At 35.1% G+C, this 19,047-nt stretch carries 23 protein-coding genes and 1 pseudogene; 17 read left to right on the top strand and 7 right to left on the bottom strand.

What is annotated here, in order from left to right:
* Window positions 1–75: 75 nt before the first annotated feature.
* A complete protein-coding gene (locus tag BQ3481_RS00730) occupies window positions 76–342 on the top strand; it encodes a hypothetical protein (RefSeq protein ID WP_157926504.1) in 267 nt (88 codons plus the stop codon).
* A gap of 3 nt (window positions 343–345) precedes the next feature.
* On the opposite strand, the gene BQ3481_RS00735 is transcribed toward BQ3481_RS00730, so the two are convergent.
* A complete protein-coding gene (locus tag BQ3481_RS00735; RefSeq protein WP_157926505.1) occupies window positions 346–483 on the bottom strand; it encodes an AbrB/MazE/SpoVT family DNA-binding domain-containing protein in 138 nt (45 codons plus the stop codon).
* Between the two features lie 74 nt (window positions 484–557).
* On the opposite strand from BQ3481_RS00735, the gene BQ3481_RS00740 reads away from it, so the two are divergent.
* Entirely contained in the window at window positions 558–872 is a 315-nt protein-coding gene (locus BQ3481_RS00740; protein WP_157926506.1) for a hypothetical protein, read from the top strand.
* A gap of 243 nt (window positions 873–1,115) precedes the next feature.
* Here the strand turns inward: BQ3481_RS00740 and BQ3481_RS00745 are convergent, their stop codons facing one another.
* Window positions 1,116–1,346, bottom strand: a complete 231-nt coding sequence (locus BQ3481_RS00745; RefSeq protein WP_157926507.1) for a hypothetical protein — start codon at window positions 1,344–1,346, stop codon at window positions 1,116–1,118.
* Between the two features lie 153 nt (window positions 1,347–1,499).
* Here BQ3481_RS00745 and BQ3481_RS00750 point away from each other — a divergent pair, with 153 nt between their 5' ends.
* Window positions 1,500–1,664 carry a hypothetical protein gene (locus tag BQ3481_RS00750; protein WP_157926508.1) on the top strand — a complete coding sequence of 55 codons (165 nt, stop codon included), beginning with the start codon at window positions 1,500–1,502 and terminating at the stop codon, window positions 1,662–1,664.
* Between the two features lie 3 nt (window positions 1,665–1,667).
* Here BQ3481_RS00750 and BQ3481_RS00755 read toward each other — a convergent pair whose 3' ends face one another.
* Together BQ3481_RS00755 and BQ3481_RS00760 are read right to left on the bottom strand one after the other, a co-directional pair.
* Window positions 1,668–2,327 carry a hypothetical protein gene (locus BQ3481_RS00755; protein WP_157926509.1) on the bottom strand — a complete coding sequence of 220 codons (660 nt, stop codon included), beginning with the start codon at window positions 2,325–2,327 and terminating at the stop codon, window positions 1,668–1,670.
* Window positions 2,328–2,392: 65 nt separating this feature from the next.
* Window positions 2,393–3,022: an HNH endonuclease gene (locus BQ3481_RS00760; protein ID WP_157926510.1), complete on the bottom strand. Its 630-nt coding sequence runs from the start codon at window positions 3,020–3,022 to the stop codon at window positions 2,393–2,395.
* Window positions 3,023–3,167: 145 nt separating this feature from the next.
* Here BQ3481_RS00760 and BQ3481_RS00765 point away from each other — a divergent pair, with 145 nt between their 5' ends.
* Window positions 3,168–3,905 (top strand): hypothetical protein, encoded by a 738-nt coding sequence (locus tag BQ3481_RS00765; protein ID WP_157926511.1) that lies wholly within the window; start codon window positions 3,168–3,170, stop codon window positions 3,903–3,905.
* A 256-nt stretch (window positions 3,906–4,161) separates the two neighbouring features.
* On the opposite strand, the gene BQ3481_RS00770 is transcribed toward BQ3481_RS00765, so the two are convergent.
* Complete coding sequence (locus BQ3481_RS00770; RefSeq protein ID WP_157926512.1) at window positions 4,162–5,364, bottom strand: AAA family ATPase; 1,203 nt, start codon at window positions 5,362–5,364, stop codon at window positions 4,162–4,164.
* 435 nt (window positions 5,365–5,799) lie between these two features.
* On the opposite strand from BQ3481_RS00770, the gene BQ3481_RS00775 reads away from it, so the two are divergent.
* The 9 genes from BQ3481_RS00775 to BQ3481_RS00815 all read left to right on the top strand — a co-directional run bounded on the left by BQ3481_RS00775 (window position 5,800) and on the right by BQ3481_RS00815 (window position 13,260).
* Window positions 5,800–6,549 (top strand): hypothetical protein, encoded by a 750-nt coding sequence (locus BQ3481_RS00775; RefSeq protein ID WP_157926513.1) that lies wholly within the window; start codon window positions 5,800–5,802, stop codon window positions 6,547–6,549.
* 172 nt (window positions 6,550–6,721) lie between these two features.
* On the top strand, window positions 6,722–7,078 hold the full coding sequence (locus tag BQ3481_RS00780) for a hypothetical protein (protein ID WP_157926514.1): 357 nt from the start codon (window positions 6,722–6,724) through the stop codon (window positions 7,076–7,078).
* 167 nt (window positions 7,079–7,245) lie between these two features.
* A complete protein-coding gene (locus tag BQ3481_RS00785) occupies window positions 7,246–7,536 on the top strand; it encodes a hypothetical protein (protein ID WP_157926515.1) in 291 nt (96 codons plus the stop codon).
* 180 nt (window positions 7,537–7,716) lie between these two features.
* A complete protein-coding gene (locus BQ3481_RS00790) occupies window positions 7,717–8,355 on the top strand; it encodes a hypothetical protein (protein WP_157926516.1) in 639 nt (212 codons plus the stop codon).
* A 140-nt stretch (window positions 8,356–8,495) separates the two neighbouring features.
* Window positions 8,496–9,467 carry a hypothetical protein gene (locus BQ3481_RS00795; protein WP_157926517.1) on the top strand — a complete coding sequence of 324 codons (972 nt, stop codon included), beginning with the start codon at window positions 8,496–8,498 and terminating at the stop codon, window positions 9,465–9,467.
* A gap of 183 nt (window positions 9,468–9,650) precedes the next feature.
* Window positions 9,651–9,941 (top strand): hypothetical protein, encoded by a 291-nt coding sequence (locus BQ3481_RS00800; RefSeq protein WP_157926518.1) that lies wholly within the window; start codon window positions 9,651–9,653, stop codon window positions 9,939–9,941.
* Window positions 9,938–10,747 (top strand): hypothetical protein, encoded by an 810-nt coding sequence (locus BQ3481_RS00805; RefSeq protein ID WP_157926519.1) that lies wholly within the window; start codon window positions 9,938–9,940, stop codon window positions 10,745–10,747. The genes BQ3481_RS00800 and BQ3481_RS00805 overlap by 4 nt, the downstream gene beginning before the upstream one ends.
* A 463-nt stretch (window positions 10,748–11,210) precedes the next feature.
* Window positions 11,211–12,677 carry a hypothetical protein gene (locus BQ3481_RS00810; protein ID WP_157926520.1) on the top strand — a complete coding sequence of 489 codons (1,467 nt, stop codon included), beginning with the start codon at window positions 11,211–11,213 and terminating at the stop codon, window positions 12,675–12,677.
* 421 nt (window positions 12,678–13,098) lie between these two features.
* Window positions 13,099–13,260 carry a hypothetical protein gene (locus BQ3481_RS00815; RefSeq protein ID WP_157926521.1) on the top strand — a complete coding sequence of 54 codons (162 nt, stop codon included), beginning with the start codon at window positions 13,099–13,101 and terminating at the stop codon, window positions 13,258–13,260.
* A gap of 242 nt (window positions 13,261–13,502) precedes the next feature.
* Here the strand turns inward: BQ3481_RS00815 and BQ3481_RS00820 are convergent.
* Window positions 13,503–13,844: pseudogene (locus tag BQ3481_RS00820) on the bottom strand (putative toxin-antitoxin system toxin component, PIN family); the annotation flags it as partial.
* A 502-nt stretch (window positions 13,845–14,346) separates the two neighbouring features.
* On the opposite strand from BQ3481_RS00820, the gene BQ3481_RS00825 reads away from it, so the two are divergent.
* The 4 genes from BQ3481_RS00825 to BQ3481_RS00840 all read left to right on the top strand — a co-directional run bounded on the left by BQ3481_RS00825 (window position 14,347) and on the right by BQ3481_RS00840 (window position 17,992).
* On the top strand, window positions 14,347–15,435 hold the full coding sequence (locus tag BQ3481_RS00825) for a sensor histidine kinase (RefSeq protein ID WP_157926522.1): 1,089 nt from the start codon (window positions 14,347–14,349) through the stop codon (window positions 15,433–15,435).
* 125 nt (window positions 15,436–15,560) lie between these two features.
* Complete coding sequence (locus BQ3481_RS00830) at window positions 15,561–15,974, top strand: response regulator transcription factor (RefSeq protein ID WP_162287721.1); 414 nt, start codon at window positions 15,561–15,563, stop codon at window positions 15,972–15,974.
* Between the two features lie 916 nt (window positions 15,975–16,890).
* Window positions 16,891–17,517 carry a hypothetical protein gene (locus tag BQ3481_RS00835; RefSeq protein ID WP_157926524.1) on the top strand — a complete coding sequence of 209 codons (627 nt, stop codon included), beginning with the start codon at window positions 16,891–16,893 and terminating at the stop codon, window positions 17,515–17,517.
* Between the two features lie 268 nt (window positions 17,518–17,785).
* The gene (locus BQ3481_RS00840; protein ID WP_157926525.1) at window positions 17,786–17,992 is read left to right on the top strand and encodes a hypothetical protein; all 207 of its coding nucleotides are present in this window, start codon (window positions 17,786–17,788) and stop codon (window positions 17,990–17,992) included.
* 232 nt (window positions 17,993–18,224) lie between these two features.
* Here BQ3481_RS00840 and BQ3481_RS00845 read toward each other — a convergent pair whose 3' ends face one another.
* On the bottom strand, window positions 18,225–18,884 hold the full coding sequence (locus tag BQ3481_RS00845; protein ID WP_157926526.1) for a hypothetical protein: 660 nt from the start codon (window positions 18,882–18,884) through the stop codon (window positions 18,225–18,227).
* Window positions 18,885–19,047: the final 163 nt, after the last annotated feature.

The following is a 19,047-nucleotide window of genomic DNA, read 5'->3' on the forward strand; positions in this document are numbered from 1 at the left end:
GTTAACTGTGGTCAACAGCATTTCTCCTCATACAAGTGTAATTTACTTTTATTCGGTATTTACAAAGTTACTCTAATGCGAACACTAGGAACCAAGGTTAACGATGACATGTATCAAAGATTTCTTGAGTTATCAGATGTTACGCAAGTAACAGTAAGTGAGAACTTGAGAAATTTAATTGAAAAATCGTTAACCAAGAAATCTGATCATATGAAAGATCAAGGTGGAGAATCTAGTATAAACCATATTCTGAGTTGTCCAGATTGTCAAATTGTCCTTGCGGATAAAGGATTCATCACAATGCCTATAGAAATGTACAATAAAATAAGACATTACATCTAAAGATCAAACATCGGTGCTCTTTGCCACATACATTTTTCCGCCCTCCTCTATGAAAGTAACTGTATCTCCTTCCTTTAGTTTGTGTTTGTCTCTGACCTTCTTTGGGATGGTAATCTGAAACTTGTATGTGATTGTGCTCATACCCAGTATTTCTCGTTTTGATTACTTTGACATCCTTGTTATTCTTAATTGTATGAATGATAATGTTGATTAGCATGTCCAAGGAAAGTAAGGAAGGTAAGGATAGAGAGGATAAATTTATGGCAAAAACTGTTGTAATAGTTGGCGGAGCTGCTATACTTTCGTTTGGTGTCTTTCTTTTATTGATTCCAGTTTCATCCATAGGCACTGCTACGGATACTCATGAGGCATGTAATTCTGTTATTGGTACTTTAGGTAAGGTGTTTAGTTCAGAAATAAGCCAGAGATGCCAACAGGTGGAAGACATGGCATTTGGTAGCTATGCACTTATTGGTATAGGTACTTTGTTGGTAATAGTCGGAGCCATTTATAAAAAAATAAAATCATGATGGAATTGATATTTCGTATCTTATTGATCGAGATGACGATTCAGAATTCATAGATGTAACAAAATAACGCTATTTTTGAAGGACAGATACTTGCAAGAAATGTACACTAGAATTTTATTCCAGAGAAGGCTTTTAACTTCATGTCTTGAGGAAACATCTAATCCAGTTCCTAAAGGGTTAATTATTTTTCCTGATCAACCGACGGATACTCGACAGAACAGATATTCCACAACACTTTAGAACCTAATCGGAGCGTCTACCGTGCCAGATTCCTAAAGCAAGAATACCTAGTCCGATTCCTATGATTACAGCTTCAATTCCCCAATGTTCCAAAGTTTTCTTGCCCTCAGGAGAGGTGTATACATTCAGACCCAATTTCTTAACTGCATCTTCATATCCAAATGTGGTATGTACAAAGGCAAGAAATCCTACTACTACGACTAAAATGCCAATTACTTTGGCGACATTTGACATTATTGGATTAATCTCCTACCACTTCTTAAGTCAAATCCATGAGTGAAGCCTTTCAGGTCAAATTATTCAACAAATATGCCATTAATTGCACAGAACTTAAATGAATGATTTTCATGGAAATTCTTATAAAATTACAAGTATCAGTTTAATGTGATGGTAATTCGTAAGAAGAGAGACGATACAAAAATCAGAAATGTATCGGATTTACCTGAAAATGTAAGACGAAAATACCGAAGCGACACTAATCTTGGCACGGTTTTAAGAGATTATGGTGTTACCACAAAGAGTCAACTAAAAAAGAAATTACGAGATAGATAATTACTATTTTATCTTGCCTAATTCTTTTGCCTTATCAGTAGTAATAGATAATGCATATGATAAAAATAACAGACTATTTGCATAATATGTCACAGATTTATTATAGTCAAAATTAACATCTGACATTTCATGTATCAAACCATGACGTATTTTAAACAATTCATGAAAATCATCCCAATTAAAAAAATAATCTACGCCATCTTTTTTCATACTGAACATTTTTGTATTTGCTCTTTCCTTAACCTGTGAAAAAAAAGAATCACAAATTAATTTTGAAAACACAAAATCTATTTCTTGAGGATTTTGAAAATTTATTTCCTTGGATATGATACGTCCGACTGTTATTTTTTCATTTTTTTTGATTTCATCTAAATCAAGAATTGATATCTTGATTTCATCTTTTTCAAATATGCCTTTGGGTTCAAGATGATACCCATCAATGATTTTTCGTGTGAGGTCTTTACAAAAAGATTCTATAAGACTAACTAAACGAATGATCAAGTAATTTTTTAAGCCAGTGGTAGTTTTACTATTCAATTTTTTGGTTTTAAGAGTTTCAAGAATTTGCTCAAGCTCATAGAAAGATTCAGTGAATAAATCTTGTATTGATTTATCGGTAACTTGTATTATTTCATCAATTTGTAATCTTCCTTTATTTGCCATGAGATGTATCACTAGAAGTAATAATTAAGATTGCTTTAAGCAAATTATTTGAATAAATTAAATATTTAGTCTAATCCCATTTGGTTTTTTCTACTCTTGTAGGTATGACAATTAGGACATAACATTTGACAATTATAGGGACTATCATCAGATCTATTACCATTTTTATGATCTGCATCCCATGTTTTTGAAAATTCTCGACAAATTGCACATTTTCCACCTTGTCGCATCAAAGTTTGATGTTGTACTTCTTTAGAAAAATTTCTTCTTGGCACAGGTTCTCTAGATGTAGTGTATTCTCCAGTAGTTTGATGTGTGGTACCACCTCTTCTAAATATTTTCACTAACACAAAAACCACAAACATCAATACAATTCCTACCCAGATGAATGGGATATTAGGTGGTGAATTACTAGACGACGGTGAATTGTTTTGTACATTAGGAGAGGGAGAATAACTTGGTTGCGAAGTTGCTGGCGGTATTACATTTGTCTTGGGAGCTGGTACTGCATTAATTTCTGGCGGAGAATTATTTGGAGAATAAGGTTGTGAGGTTGCTGGTGGAGATCCAGTCTGTTCGAAATTATGATAATTATTTAGTATTTTTTGGCTTTCTTGAGTTAGTGACCATGCTTCAGAATCAAATGTGACAGGTAGTAGTACAAATACTATTAATAAAATTATGAAGATTCGCAACAATTCTAATGTTTGCTAAGTAATAGATTAACTTTGTAACGAGTCTTACAGGGTTCAAATCTTATAATACTCAAAAAATCTTAAGTTCAAATATGTCTCATAGGATCTGAAATTGTTTTTATAGATTGAATCTTAAGACTAGAGGTTGGAAAAAAGAATAGTTTTTGCTTCAATACTTGTAGCAGTAATAGCCGCAATATCTCTGAATTCAGCAATTGCAGATACTGCAATTCCTCAATGGATAAAAAACACTGCAAAATATTGGGTTAATGGCGATGTAGGTGATGCAGATTTTCTAAACGCAATACAATATCTTGTGCAAAAAGGAATAATCCAAGTAAATATTCCGGTAAAAGAAGTCTCTGCAACAAATGGAGCACCGAGTGATAATGATCGTGTCACATCATTTGTAGTTCGTTTTGTTAACATTGCCAATGCTCCACGAGATCTTCCTACTATGATCACAATAAACACATTTCAAAGAATATATGAATTTGGTCAAACATCTTCAGGATATAGCAATGTCGGTACCCAAACAACTGTAAAAACAAATCCACAATTTCAACTATATGACCTACCAAGTAAAGACAAATCTCAATTTTATGAATTATTGAACAGCGCATTATCTACAGGACAAAATGTTCAGAATAACGCACAAACAACATTTGATGTCCTAATTGATTTGTATACTGGCGATGGAACCTTATTGCATACATTAGAATATGACAAATGTACAGTTGTGACATTTTTTGTGAATACTAATGCTGACAAAAATGATTACAGGATGAGTCCAACCAGCCAAGATGCAGAAGATAGAGAAGCTACTAATTTTAACTGTCAAGGATATCATTTAGATTTACCAAACAAAACAACAAATCCATAGACCCAATTTCACAAAGTCATCTACTGTGTAAATAAAAAATTAAGGTAAGGAGTTTTGTAGCTACTCCAATTAGCTTACTGCACATTTTCTGTCAAATTTTACTTACAAAATATCCCGGACTCGTACTCACTGTCAGCAAGAGAACCCCGGGCCCGAACTTATGACTGGAAAATTATCCTCGTATTTTAGCTGGTTTGTAATTAAACGGTAAACATATATCATTTCGTATATATACGAATTGGTATATCTAATTATTTCACGTTTGTAATCTTAGGTATTCTAAAATTATCTTGTCTCTTATCTTGATTGCCCCCCCTGCCTGTGTTATCAGGTCAGCAGTCAGCAACGAGGGTATGTATCTGGAAATTATATTCATGGGAATGCCAGTCTTTTTAGCTAATTCCGAGAACGAATGGCCATTATCACTATCAGATAAAGCACTCAAAATGGTTTTGAGTATTGGGCCGCCTGTAGCAATTTTTAGGTCTTCTGATAATACATATTCGGTATATAGTCGCAACGTGCCAAGAGGATCTGTCAGTAAACGATTCAAAGTCTCTGCAACTTTTTCTCCCTTGTTCCACCCTTCAGCAATTGCCATTAAATAAAACGGCTGGCCTCCGACAAGTTGATATGCTGTCTTTGCAATGTTGTCGTTTTCTCCTAATTTTCTTGCCTTCAAATATTTGTTGAACAGTTTTATAGAATTAATTTCATTCATCTCGCTTATTACTTGCCTCTCAAAGTGTACAAAAAGTGGAGATTCCCCACTTCCAAGTATTGATTCCAGCATGTGTACTCTAGACCCACTTATTATGAAAGATACATTTTTGCCGCGTTCTTGGATGATGCTTCTAAATAAACTGAATATATTTTTAAGACCTGGATATCTGTTAAGCTCTTCGAATTCTTGAAACTCATCTAGTATTACCACAAATTTCAGATTGCTGTGTTTTGCAAATGCTGTAGGCGTTTGAAAAACTGATAAAAAGAAAGTGCTATAATCTGCAACCTTGTCGCCAAATTCTATTTTTGGTGTAATTGTACCGTCAGATCTTATATCGCTACCTATTGATTTGATTTTCATCGATGTTATGGCAGATGTAATTTTTGTAACTACTGAGGAAAGTTTACCTGCTTTGACTGTTATTTTTTCTAAAGCACCAAGTTTATCAGCATAGGAATCAAAAATTTCCTTTTCTAGTTTGTTGAGAAAAATCTTTGGATCTCCAATGTTCTTCTTGACATCAAAATACACAACTACGAATCTCTTGTTCTTGGAAAGAATAGTTTTAACTTTTAGGAGAATGGATGTCTTTCCTATTCTTCTGTGTCCTATGGTTGCAATGTTGTAATTAATTGATGTTGATCTCATTTTAGAAACTAGATACTTTACCTCGTCTTCCCTGTCCACTAGGTCTTCTGAAGGAGCAGGTTTGCCTACGTGAAATTTTGTCATATGTGTTGTACTATATACGAACTCGTATATATACAATTTGGTATATGAAAACTTGCATTAATCTAGACAATAATGGTAGATCAGCAGGTAAATCAAGCCGCATACTTTCTGAAAATAATGTACTGATTTCATCTAAGGAACTAAACTGATTGAACAATTCTCCCAGTGGTCTTACTAGAACCGAATCAATACTGAGAAACTAGAAGAATTCTACAACCAGTTTTTTAAGAAATGTACCCACAGTAGCATCCGATTCGATCCTCTCTTTACACATTAGCAATAATTTTTGGTGGTGAGACCTATGTCAATGGTCATACAAAATGCTCTTATGACATAAAAAGATGATTCACTTGTAGCTGCAAAACGATTAGCAAATCATTTTCAAGTGTACCGGATCATCTTTTTATAGAAGATTCTTCTATGTAAGTCAAAGATTTGCCCACTTTTGCAACAAATTTTGGATACAGGAAAGCCTCTGAAAATACACTTTCAGTCATGGAAACCAAAATGTCATATCGAGACGTACAACAAATTCCTGTCCTGTATGGGGATAAGATCATGGTAGTCTTCAAAGATTGTTACATAAGAAAAAAACAAGGCTCAATTTTTCACGGTAATGATAACCATGTCAACGTAACGATTTCATTTCAAATGAAGACCGGAACCCAGTCATCTAATTTCTCATTTCCAGCTACGAGATTCTCTACAGGTGAAGTACCTATAAAAAATATAGTCATATTGCCACCAACCCCAATTCAGGACTACTTTTCATTGACTGTTAGTATGATATCAACATCAGAATTGAAGGCTATGGCGCAAAAAATCTCTCCAATAATGTCTAATGTAAGTGATATTGTGAAAAATATTCCAGGTGGGGCAGGTCCTCCTGTTACAGCTGTTGGCATAGCGGGCGATATTATAAATATAATAGTAGCATTGAGTCCTGAAGAATCTCTCATAAATAATCAGCGCTCCTACATAGTTGACAAAGTCAATTATCCAGAAAATAACAACATGGACTATTTCATGCTAGGAACGATGGATGTATACGAGGATGATAATAACAATGCCCGTTGGAAGGATGGAAAGTATGTCATCACAAATGAAGATGGCAAAGAAGAAGAAGCCACTAGAATAACACTTGAATTCATCCAATGTCCCAAATCGCCCAAAATCTCACCGTAGTTAGTTTTATACAAATTCGAAGATACTTGAATCAAAAAGTGGTTAAATCTATAAAATACACAAACAAATTCTTTATACTTGTGACAACTGCTAGTTCAAAAATCATGACCCAACTTTTGAATCACTAAAAGTTCCTAGATAGATCAACTTTAATTAAAAGTGCACTGTATTGATGCACAAGGCAAATCTGATGACTGAAGATGTTACATGGATTGATTTTCAAATTGTAGGTAAAAGTACATACCAACGCAATGAACCCATTGTTTTTTCAGGTGAACTGATCTCAACCATGGACGCACCAGTACATATTTACATTTACTACAAAGACTCGAATGGAGATTGGGAAGAACCGCCTTACACTCATAACATTCCAACTATTTTTGCATCTAAAGATGATCATACAAATAATCGTACATTCAATTCATCAATTCAATTGAATAACTTTTATCCTATTGGAAATTACAAATTAGAAGCTATGTATTCTGAAACATCATGTTCCATAGAACCAGAATTTGAGATTATTGCTTGAAATAATCTAAAATCAATCTGTTTTAGAGTGGAGAACTAGACTAACTGCCTAGTTTCCCAGCGCGTCTTACTGAACAAACCTTCAATGGATCAGATCTGTATTCATTTACTATAACATGGTGTCATTTCTGCGTACGCCTTAAATATAATGTACGGTACATTATGCAAATGGTTAACAATATGCATTTCAGCCAAAAAACACTAAAAACTAATCATATATTAAAGAGAGTAGATCTGAAACTCTTTCTTAGATTCCTGACTGCAATTTCTGAGACTACAATTGGGATAACAAGCTTGCAGATGAAAACCGGTACAAACCACACTGTTTGTACTAAATATATTACACTCATGGAAAAATTTGAGCTTGCAAAATTAGATGTACACGAAAGCAGCAAACAGATACAAATTACAGAAAGAGGAAGACACGCTTTACTAATAATATCATCCTATTTTCAATAGTTTTGCCAAATTAACTTGTACCGGATATATAAAACGTGTACAAAATTAATTTTCTGACTGATAGAATATTGTTACGGTACATATGATACGTATCATATGATTCGTTCAAATGCTGAGCGGCTCTTATATTTGATTTTCACTATTTACAGGTCATGAAAAACATAGGAGGTGAAAAATGAAATGGGAAACCAAGCAAAAATGTACAAACAAAAACCTGATTCAACAGGCTTGTACGGTTTCAAAGCAACATGGGTAGGGCCACAGGGCATAAAACAAATCGCAGACAATATGCCTTCAGGTGCTGATAAATGGGCTAGCGCTGGCACCTTACTTGCCTTTTTGACAGGCGGTGGGTATATTGAAACAAGTATTACCTATGCATCAAGTATTAGCGGTCAGAGTGTTGGTTGGAAATTCTGGTGCGGCTTGAATGGCAGTGGGCCATATCAGTCACTAACAAATGATCCTACAAATAAATCAGTTGGACTCACGTTAAAAAAAGTAGGAACTACATGGCATGCAATATATAACAACTTTACAGACAATGAAAATTACGATGTTGTTATACCAAATGCACCAAACCAGACTCTCAACACTAGTGATGTAACTTGGCTAATGCATGAAACATCTACAAACACAGGTAGCTGTGTGACACCCTATAGCAGCTTCATAGATATTGATTTCAACAATGTCAAATATCTAGATTCTTCTGGCAATCCTACATCGCAGGTACCGACAGCGATGGGACAATTAATAGATACTAATATGTCCGGCTGTATAGCCATAGACGAAACACACGAGAAAATATATCACCTATAAGGGAAAAATCAAACCCTCAATTTTCTTTTTTTATTATATTTTTCATGTTAGAATTTGTTTTAGTCTAAAACTGTTGTTTAAAGTTAATTAGTGTAAATTACTAGCAATCTCTAAAAACGATGTCATGTTACTGTAACGTGATGAAAGACATTTTTACGATTTCTCTATTGACTATACTACTCACAGTAACTATGTCATATGTTTATGGAGAGTCTTCTGCTGCACCTGTGGTAATTACTAAGGTTGAACTTTGGAGTCCACCTACTTTTGCAGAGGGAGTAAATATGTGCGATGGCAGTAAAGCGCTTGAACCTTGGACATATCAATGGATTGAAATCAACAACACAAGAAACGAGCCTCTCACTCTGAATAATTTCAGTCTAAATATGACGGGAAGTAATCTATATCTTCACAATTATGTAATATCTCTTCCATCTCATGGATCTTGTCTATTTCAAACTGCTAATGAAGCATCAATTCGCGTAGGATTGGGAGGTTCACAAGGAAATGGGCAGCCTAATGGTTATGATGGCTCATCTGTAATTATACAATACACTGTTCAATCAGACAAAGGAATATCAAAGTACAAAGATTCTACACCTAGATTAAGTGACACATATGGCGATACAAGAATCTGGCAACTGATTGATGGAAAATGGCTATTCAAAGAATTTTCCATACCTGATGTTGACAGGACAACATTGACAAAAACCACTGACGGTGGTTCAATAATGGTAAATCTTACTCTTGCTCAAGAAATACAACCACCTACAATGTCTAAATTCAAAATTAATTTTATGGACGGTGAAAAAAACCCACTACGCGATGTAAAATACGAAATAACATATGATGGAGCAAATCAAGTGGAGCAAGGTGATAATGGTTTTGCAACAAATGGAACTGCAATTAAATTTATGGAATTTACTGAACCCGGACCTTTGAAGATTACCATAAACATACTTGGCATAGATAATAAAACTCTTGACAAACCACAAAGTGTAGATTTTTCAACTGTAACGGTTCCAGAATTTCCTTTTGCAATACCTATACTTATGGTAAGTATAACATCATTGATTTTACTTTACAGGATCAAGTTCAAAACTAACATTTAGAAAATTAGTCTAAATGTTGTCAGGATAATTATGTTACACTTGCAACAGTGTTTTAGGTACGATGCACTCCACTAAATTTTTATATTTAACAGTCTTGTGATGGTTGAATTTTAAACCACAAAAAGTATACTCAAAATGTCTGTTAACTAGAATATTACAAGAAATAAAACAAGTGCAACTAGCATGGATGATGGTACAAGCTTTGGTGATGCTGTAAAGCTGACTGATGGAAAACAAGACTATTTCCAGAAACAAATGATATCATATGGCAATAACGTGTATGTTGCAATAGATACTGCATTTCCAGGCGATGATTTGTTTTTGGCTGCAAGCCATGATGGTGGCAATACATTTGAAAATCTAGTTAGCCTGAATCACAAAACTTCAATTCCAGAGTTTTCCTTTGTAGTTCCAATTTTATTAATTAGTATCATTTCAGTAATTGTATTTCACAGAATACATTTTAGAAAATGAAAACTTTACATCTTGGAATGATTGTTGTAGTGCTCCAATGCATATTTTGTTTTGTAATACCTTCTGCAAGCGCACTGTATAGTAACGGTACCCTAGATCTAGAAAAGATAAGCGATAGCACAGTAACACAACTAGAGTTTAACAACTCGGTAATCACATTTGAACAATATCTCAATAAAACAACATACAAGGTAGGAGAAACAATTTACGTTTATGGCCAGTTACACAATAATGGGACTCGTAACGTGTATGTCAGTTATCCAGGACCTGCAACATCATCAGTGCTAAAGGATCAGAGTGGCAAACTTGTAGACTCGTTTGGGGGTGCTTATGTATTGGATGGAGGGCCTTATGGAAATGCTACATTATACCCAAACACTACAACAACTCTAAAAACATGGGATTTTCCAAGAAATGTTGTAGGGGGCTGGCCTTGGAGTCTGCAGATACGACCAGACGAGCTTGTTGCTGATAAACCTGGAATTTATTATGTAAAATCCATGGTTCATTTTAATTATGATATACACACAATTTCAGAGCACCGCAAGACAATCACTTTGTGGTCAAAACCTCTCCAGATTACTGTATTGCCAGAAAGATACATGCAAAATCAAACCGGCCCAAGTCAGGGAACAAACAAGACTGCATCTCTGCAGGAAACTTTGGCTGACAAGCAGGAATTTGTTCCTATTCCAAAATATCAAAATCCTGATGTAAGCAATGCGATTGTTCTGGCAGAGGTGGAGATTCCAATAGCTGCGGGGATCACTGTAGGCATATTCTTGTTTACCAAGAGACCAAAATGAAAATTCTACGTAAAAGAATATTATCATTTCTACATTTCTAGTCTTTCTGTATCTGTTTTTACAGTCTCTTTCCATACACTTGTTTCGATAGAAAAATTCTAGGAATTTCAGAAGGTACTGCGGAATACAAGATAGGACAGCCTGTGAAATAAGAAAAATGAAAACTCCCATACGAAATCTTTCGTATTTGCACATCTGTTATCACCACATTGAACAGCTGCTGCCTCATGCTACTCTTGATTTGCGCTTTATCATAATATAATTTTCATTAACTAATATGGCCTGAAACAGCGGAATACTCCCATTCACCTTCATACGAGGTAGTTGGATATCCGCTCAAATCTTGGACCATTCTCTACAACACCCTTGATGTCACATATCATGACACCTTGGCAAGTTTTCATCGGCCCGCAGGCAAATCATCGGTAAGAATTATCTACGATAAGTGATAAGATTTCATATATTGTCTCTACATCTTTTCATAATTGCAATTCTTGGCTTTGTTTTCATTGGTAATGCAATCTCATTTGCAGATAATACTACATCCTATTACAATCAAATGCCAAACCCTCCTATTACTTTTGTATCCAATCAACAAAATCTCATATCTGTTTCACTAAAACAAGGCGAATCAATTCAACTACCAATACTTGTCAAGATGAATCAGGACTATACCATGGAATCAATTACTCAGATAATGCTTGTTGATGATCCTAGCGGTGTACAGGGATGGGTAGACCCCAACATGCTTTCAGATACTATAGACGTGACACATCTTGCAAACGGCACATTATATCTTTACGTAGATTCTACAACAACGCCTGGAAATTATACCGTCAAAATTGTTGGGCGTGGTGCAATCAAGGAAGTATCAACAGGAAAAGACATTCAAATAATGAATCCATCAGAAGTGGACAAGCCAGAACCTGATCTTAAACAGGGAATTGATCAGCTTGGAGAATTTTGGAAAAGACAGGCAGCAGAAAGCGGCCTGCTTGGTACAATACATCTACAGATAGTTCCAAATCCAAGCTCAATATCTTTACAGACTGGAGAACTAGATCAGAATTATGGGCAATTCTGCTCAAATGACACTGATCATGGAACAATGTGTTTAGGTTTTATAACAAATCAACAACTGCCTCTAAACCTTGTTTCAGACAGTAAAATCCAAGTCCAACTTGAGATGTCTTCACTTCCAAATGGGGGATGGGTTGAGGTTTATCCAAAAACACTTCAAGTGGGTCCAAGCGGCTCATCATCAAAACTTTTGATGGCAGGAGCAGAATGGCCTCCGGGAATAAACCCGTCTTACACCAAAGCTTTGACAATCCGGGCATTGTCACAAAATGGTGACGTGTCAACTGTATATGTCCCTATAACGGTTGTACAAAATGTGACAGTCTTACATTCATCAGGACCTATACAATTTGAAAAAGAGGTTCCAATGAATAGTAATCAAAAGCAAAATGCGGTATACGGCGTGGTCTATGATCCAATTGATGACTCGAATCAGATTCAATCAAGTCTTAAGATTCTTGGAGTGGTAAACGAAACAAAAATTGTTCCTCTTCCAAGCTGGCTTGAAGTTGAGATACCAAACTCTACTTTTACACTAAAAGCACGTGAGCCCTATTATCTCATGATAAATCCAATGACATCTTCTGCGCCTGAAGGAACATTTGTAGTAGCAATAGAAGAACATGTTGGAGAGCGCAGTTATGTGCAAAACATGACACTTCATGTATTCAATATGCATTACTCTGGGGCATCTGGCCAAAGTCTGTCTCTTGGACCCGCATTACCTTTGCCAGCGCTACAATCTGGTCCAGTGGAAGACTCTTGGATTCCGCTTGTAGGTTTTGGAGGAATTGTTGGTGGTGTAGCTACTGTTTTGTCGGTTTACATTGTGAGAAAAAATAAGAAATGAAATCTCTAAATCTTTGAAAAAGAAAAAAATAAATCTTTGTCTTGCGTATATGATCTAGGAATTATAATCACGGACATTATTGTTTTAGATCCCACCGGGCCCGCTACATCTATTTTCACGGGCCCTGTTTTTGCGGGACCCGCTACAACTGATCTCACGGTAACCCCCGGGCCAGCTTTATCTGTTAAGCCTAGCCCTACTCATTTTTGATGACAATCTTGCCAAATGGAAAGATTGTTATCAAAAACAAGCAGGGCTTGAACTAACAGATAGTCAAAGTCTTACAGGACTTGAACCTAAGACTCAAAATTATAACCACATTTTCGCTGGTCTGTAATCACATATTGCTATCATTACTGAAAACCTAGATCTTGTTTAATAGTAAGAAATGATAAAATAAAAAAGTAATATGGCTAGCGACATGAGAGGAATTTGTATCGTATGCGAATTTCAAGTTAGAGGAAATACATTAGAAGAATTAGATGAGAGTTTCAGATTACACTTTGAAAATAATGGCCATGATAGCTACTTCTTTATTGATAAAGAAGGCAAAAAAATAGAAAGAGATATTTCTAAATTATAATATCATCTTTTAACTGGATCGTAATTGTTTATAATAAAAAATTAAGGAAAGGAGTTTTGCAGCTACTCCAATTAGCTTACTGCACGTTTTCTGTCAAATTTTACTCACAAAATGTCCCGGACTCGTACTGACTGTCAGCAAGAGAACCCTAGGGCCCGCACAAAGTTGTCGCACTTGTAGTACTAGTTCATCCAATTTAGATGAAAATGTGGAAGGTAATCTGTTGCGTGTGTGAATTGCCATTAAGCCTTGCTTTGCAAAATCTTCAGCATCACGTCCACTGACACTATCTCGATTCCGTTGAACTTTTTCAAATTTAACAGATCAGGGTCACCTGAAACTATGTAGTATGCCTTCCCGTCGTGCGCCGTGTTGATCATCGCATCGTCATCCGGGTCTCTTACTGCCTTGATGTTTGATGTGACGTGAACGTTCTCTACAGTTTCAATCAATGCAGAAACAACACTGATAATGTCATCTCCTGTCATTTTGAATTTTGGTCTCTGGAGAACTTCAGACAGCTCGTCCAGAATCCAGCGCGATGATAAAATTTTGTACTGTCCATCAATCCCGGCCTGTAAAAGTTTCCTAGGTTTTTCCGTTACTAATTGTCGTGCTTATCAGGACATTTGTGTCAAGGACGATCCTCAACATGAAGATGAAAAAACAATAACTGCTTGAAGTACTAGATCTAATGCCTGAACCAATCAAACTGTCAAAACCGAACACGATACTTTATCTGTTAGTCCAAACTCTGCCTGTTTCTGATGACAATCTTCCATTTGACAAAGTTCCAAGATATTGCCTGCCTACGTATCAATTTTTCAAACTAGTCTTATGTCATAACTTGCTGCTGTGTGATTTTCTTGTCTAGTTGTATGCCTGTAGTCAAAAAACTCTTGGCTTTTTCTAAATACCTCTCGTATTTCATACATCAGAATTTTTGATAGTTTGTATCTGCAAGTTATCACAAACACGATTATTATTACTATTTTCGATTAAAATCTCGTCTTTTGGTAACTTTGAGCCCGTTTGTTAATTCTGATCATACTAGACAATTAATGTCTCTGTAATGTAAAAATTACAATGACGTTACAATCCAAGGAATCAGGCACAAAATCGTCAGATGAATGGATGGTGTCTGATGAACTCAAGGAGCTTGATGCTGCCGAAAGTGAACTTATGGAAAAAGAAAAACACCTGACTTTACTTACAAACGAATCTTTTTCAAAAATGAAAGAAGTATCTAAAATTAACCGTGATCTGCAGAATAGAATCAAATCTTTACAAGAATTAAGTACGTCATTGAACAGGAAAAATGATGAACTAAAAATAGCAAATCAGGAACTTGAAAGAAAAACCATCCATAACAACCAGGTAAGTTTGGAATTAAAAGAAAAATTAGAACATGTCACACAAAAAGAAAAAGAGTTGTCACTCCAGCGTGATTTTCTGGCAAAACGACTAGATGAGACAACACAGGATCTAGTCAAAGCAGAAAAATTTGCTATAATAGGAGAGCTTTCAGCTAGACTAGCACACGATCTAAGAAATCCACTCTCGGTCATAAAAAATACCATGGATGTAATGTCAGCTAAACAGAATATGAAAATAGAGGAACGATTACAACATATTGCAAGATTCAAGAGGGCGGTTCAGCGTATGTCGCATCAGATAGATGATGTACTAGACTTTGTGAAAAAAACTGAGATGGTATTACACGATACATCATTGCGTTCAATAATGGACAATGCAATTAATGTTATACTAATTCCGCCTAACATCAAAATATTTCTACCGCCAAATGATGTTTCTGTAACATGTGATTCTAGAAAATTAGAGGCTGTTTTCTCAAATATAATACTAAATGCAATTCAAGCTACAAACGATAATGGTGAGGTAAAAATACGAATAATCGATATTGGCTCTAATGTCAAAATTGAATTTGAAGATACTGGTAATGGAATACCTGCTACTGCAATACAAAAAATATTCGATCCGCTATTTACAACCAAACAGACTGGGACAGGATTGGGTCTTTCAATATGTAAAAATATTGTAGAACAACATGGGGGTACAATTGCAGTAAAGTCTCCCCCTACAATCTTTACAATAACACTCCCAAAGAATATGCTACAAAATAACCCGAAAAATTCTCAAACATTTGAGACATGAGACAAGATGTATCTAAAATAATGTTGTATTGACTCATCATATTGTTGACGAATCAAAAACTGTTGTATTGGCAGAGCATGAATTGTTTGTAGGTCCTGTACAAGCTACTGTTATTTTATAATTTGATGGTAAATGACCTAATGGCACATGACAGTCAGATACCAGTGGGTGATAATCATGTGGGAATAAGAGCTATTGTAGTAGATGATGATGCAGATGTAAGAGAAATATTTATTGAATTATTACAAATGAACGATATCAAAATAGTTGCAAATGGCATCAATGGTAAAGAAGCAGTTGAATTGTACAAAATACATCATCCTGACTTTGTTTTCTTGGACTATCTGATGCCTGAATATGATGGTCTTTACGCTATAGAAAAAATAAGGGAGTTTGATCCTCATAGTAAAATAATTTTGGTATCTGGTTCGCATTTTGAAAGAAATGTATTGGGTGATACCGTGAAAGCAATTATTAAAAAACCAATTGAGATAAGCGAAATATTTAAAGCAATAAACAAAATAATTTTAGCTACATAAGATCTAAGGGCTGAGATCTGATCAGATCCACCTTTTTTCTGGTATGCTCTACCTTGAATTACGATATTATGTCTTGAGATTGCATTGCATCTCTAGTCCAAAAATTGGGTGAGTAAAACAAAAAAAAAAAGAGAATAAAACTTGTTTTATTCACTATGTCAAAGATTTAAAAAGAAAATAGAACAGAAAAAAAACTGCATTAAGTTTTGGCAAGATTACCTAATGCACCGTGGGCTAACTAGCCCACGGTCTTATATCATACATTCTCATCAATATAGCTGATTTATCATAACACTAGCTTACTGATGAACCGTTCCTGTGCCTGTATATTCTATCTGCACCTTGGCAGTATTTTATTCTTAGAAAGATAGGGGATGGCTGAAACCTGATATGTACTCCATTGGCATGCCTATGAAAGTTTGCACTTGTTTGCAACCGAAACACTTTGTTTTATTAGTGGATTCTCAAACTTTTCATGGGCTCTGTAGGGGGAATGTCTCCTACCAAGATATGCTCTCTACAGTTCCAATATTCTGAATTTTTTAAAATGGTTATAGTTGATAAGATCCTGGCAACAACAAAAGGCAAATGATTGAATTAATGTATTCTATGTTACACAGATTAAATCATCATAGATGACTGCAGAATATGTTTTCTGCACAATCATGACTGCATAAAAATATTTAAAATTTGAGCAACAATATCAAGAAACATTGTTTCTAAATAGGAGTCGTTTTCAAGTTGTCTTATCACTTTAGTTGGATAAACTACACTCAATTACAGTTACTATAGTTCAGATGGTATCAGTATGCAATAATACGCGCATTCGTAAGACGCAGGAAATACACGAGTTTCAGATTCTCTTGTGATTTCATCGAACTTTATTATCTAGCAAGTGTTTATTCTAAACCGCATATTGAAAAAAGAAATAGACTCTAGTTCTTTTTACAAAGAAATACGTACTTTCATAGATTCAACTGATAAATCCCATGGAATACACAGCGCAAAGGGATCAAACATGGAACGTATTGGTGCATGTGGAAGATATGGAATTTATTTATATGTGTTAAAAAAGATTGATGATGCTGGAACCTTTTGGTTACCATATTGGGAGTATGATCTTTTTTCTGGAATAGAAAATGTTTTTCCAACTGGAACTCTGGATAAACCTGCATGCCAAGTATTTATTGTTGGAGTTCCACAATACAAACAAAAAGATGATGATATTGTATATTACACAACGCCATTATGGATTGAAAAACACATGGATAACTTTGATATTTTTGAGGAGAAAATCATCATTTCAAAAATGAATGAAATGGTAAATGCAAAACGGTGGGGTAATTTTTTAGAAACAATGAATAGTTTGCAAAACAAGTTGTTCAGTGAAAAAGAGACTGCGTATGAATATTTTCCATTTGACATGGGTAATCCAAAATATTTTCTAACTGGTGAAATAATTTGCAAACAATGTGAAGCGATCCTTCAAAATAGCAGACATGCAAAAGAACACCACCACAAAACAGGTCACAAGATCCACTAATGTCAATCTAGGATCAGAATAATTTTAGGATGTGGTTGTATACTGCATGAGACTAGAATAGTGCCACAAAGCAGCGTGTGCATTTTATGTTCTCTATGACTCTGTAGACCGGAATTTAATAGTAAATCCAAGTTTAGCAGTCTATGAAAATGCATAAAATCGATTAACAAGATACTGATTCCAAGTTAGTGATTTTGAGACGTGTAATTATCATTGTTGATAATCACCTTCTACCTTAAATGTATAAAAATAAATTCAAAAATTAATTTTGGAGCAAGAAAAAAGAAAACCCAAAAATGATTATGGTCATGATTGCCAAGAATGGGGTCTCCAAGATGATTCTGAAAAATTAGAATGGGAAGAGTACTATGAGAGTAGAACAAGAAAATGGGGAGAAGACAATGGAAGGAATGAGGAATTATTTTTGTCAAGATCAGAGAAAAATATTGATGATGAGGTGGATGATGCAAATTGATCAAGAAATGCGAAGAGTGTAGAAAAAATCAGTCCGATCAAGGCACACACTTCTGAAAAATGTTTGCTTGAAAGCATAGAAAATAGCAAATCCTGTGTTCAAGATCTCTAAATACTTGTACGTGTCAACTAAAACTGTTCTGGTGCAGACCTTGGAATTTTATTAAACCTGTTTGAATATTGCATACCCTTGCAATGTAAGAAAATATTTACCGGATTGACAACCTGAATTATCAAACTTGTCTGTAGTCTCGATCATGCTCTCCAGATCCGATTTTGTATGTAATGTAACCATCATTAATTTCATAACTGTGATGAGATACGGGATATGCTCTGGCAAGACCTTTTTGATTTTTTATTAATTGGTTGTATGGGAAATATATCAAAGATAGTACATCAGAAGGATCATCATTTATTCCGTATGATAAATGTGATATCTCTGCCTCAAATCTAACTGGATATGGTGTGCTTCCCACTCTGTTGTGCCACTCAAGCCCTGTGAAGTGCTGTACTATTGAAAAATCAAAAGAATTATCATCTATTTGCAAAACGAAGGAATCAGTTTCACCTGTAGTGTTATCATTGAGGTGATATAGTACTCTATGTTTTGCTGGCTCCATAATGATTTGACGCAGATATGAATGATTTACTAATGGTTTGACTTTAAACTCGTATCGGTTAACCCCTCCAAATATGGCATGAAACTTACCATCATCGTTAAATGAACAAATAAGATTTAGTTCTATTGGAATTTGTTGGCTGTTAAATGCCTCTAAAAGATAGAGCATCCATGATTTGTCTGGTATATGATTTCCTAAATCTGATACAATAGAAATTACATCAGAAATGGATGTGACTCGATTTGGAAAAAATGTTTCATCATTGTTCTGCACATAGCAATATGATCCTGACCAAAAATGCAAGATTATCCAAGTTAAATGCGCAAATACTCATTATTGAATGCTGATGATGAAATAAAAAGAAAAATCTTTTGGAACTATTGTGTTCCAGAAGATTGTGGTGTGGTATTATTACCTAGAGCGTATCTGTTCCAGC

The sequence above is a fragment of the Candidatus Nitrosotalea okcheonensis genome (assembly GCF_900177045.1).
Classification (GTDB): domain Archaea; phylum Thermoproteota; class Nitrososphaeria; order Nitrososphaerales; family Nitrosopumilaceae; genus Nitrosotalea; species Nitrosotalea okcheonensis.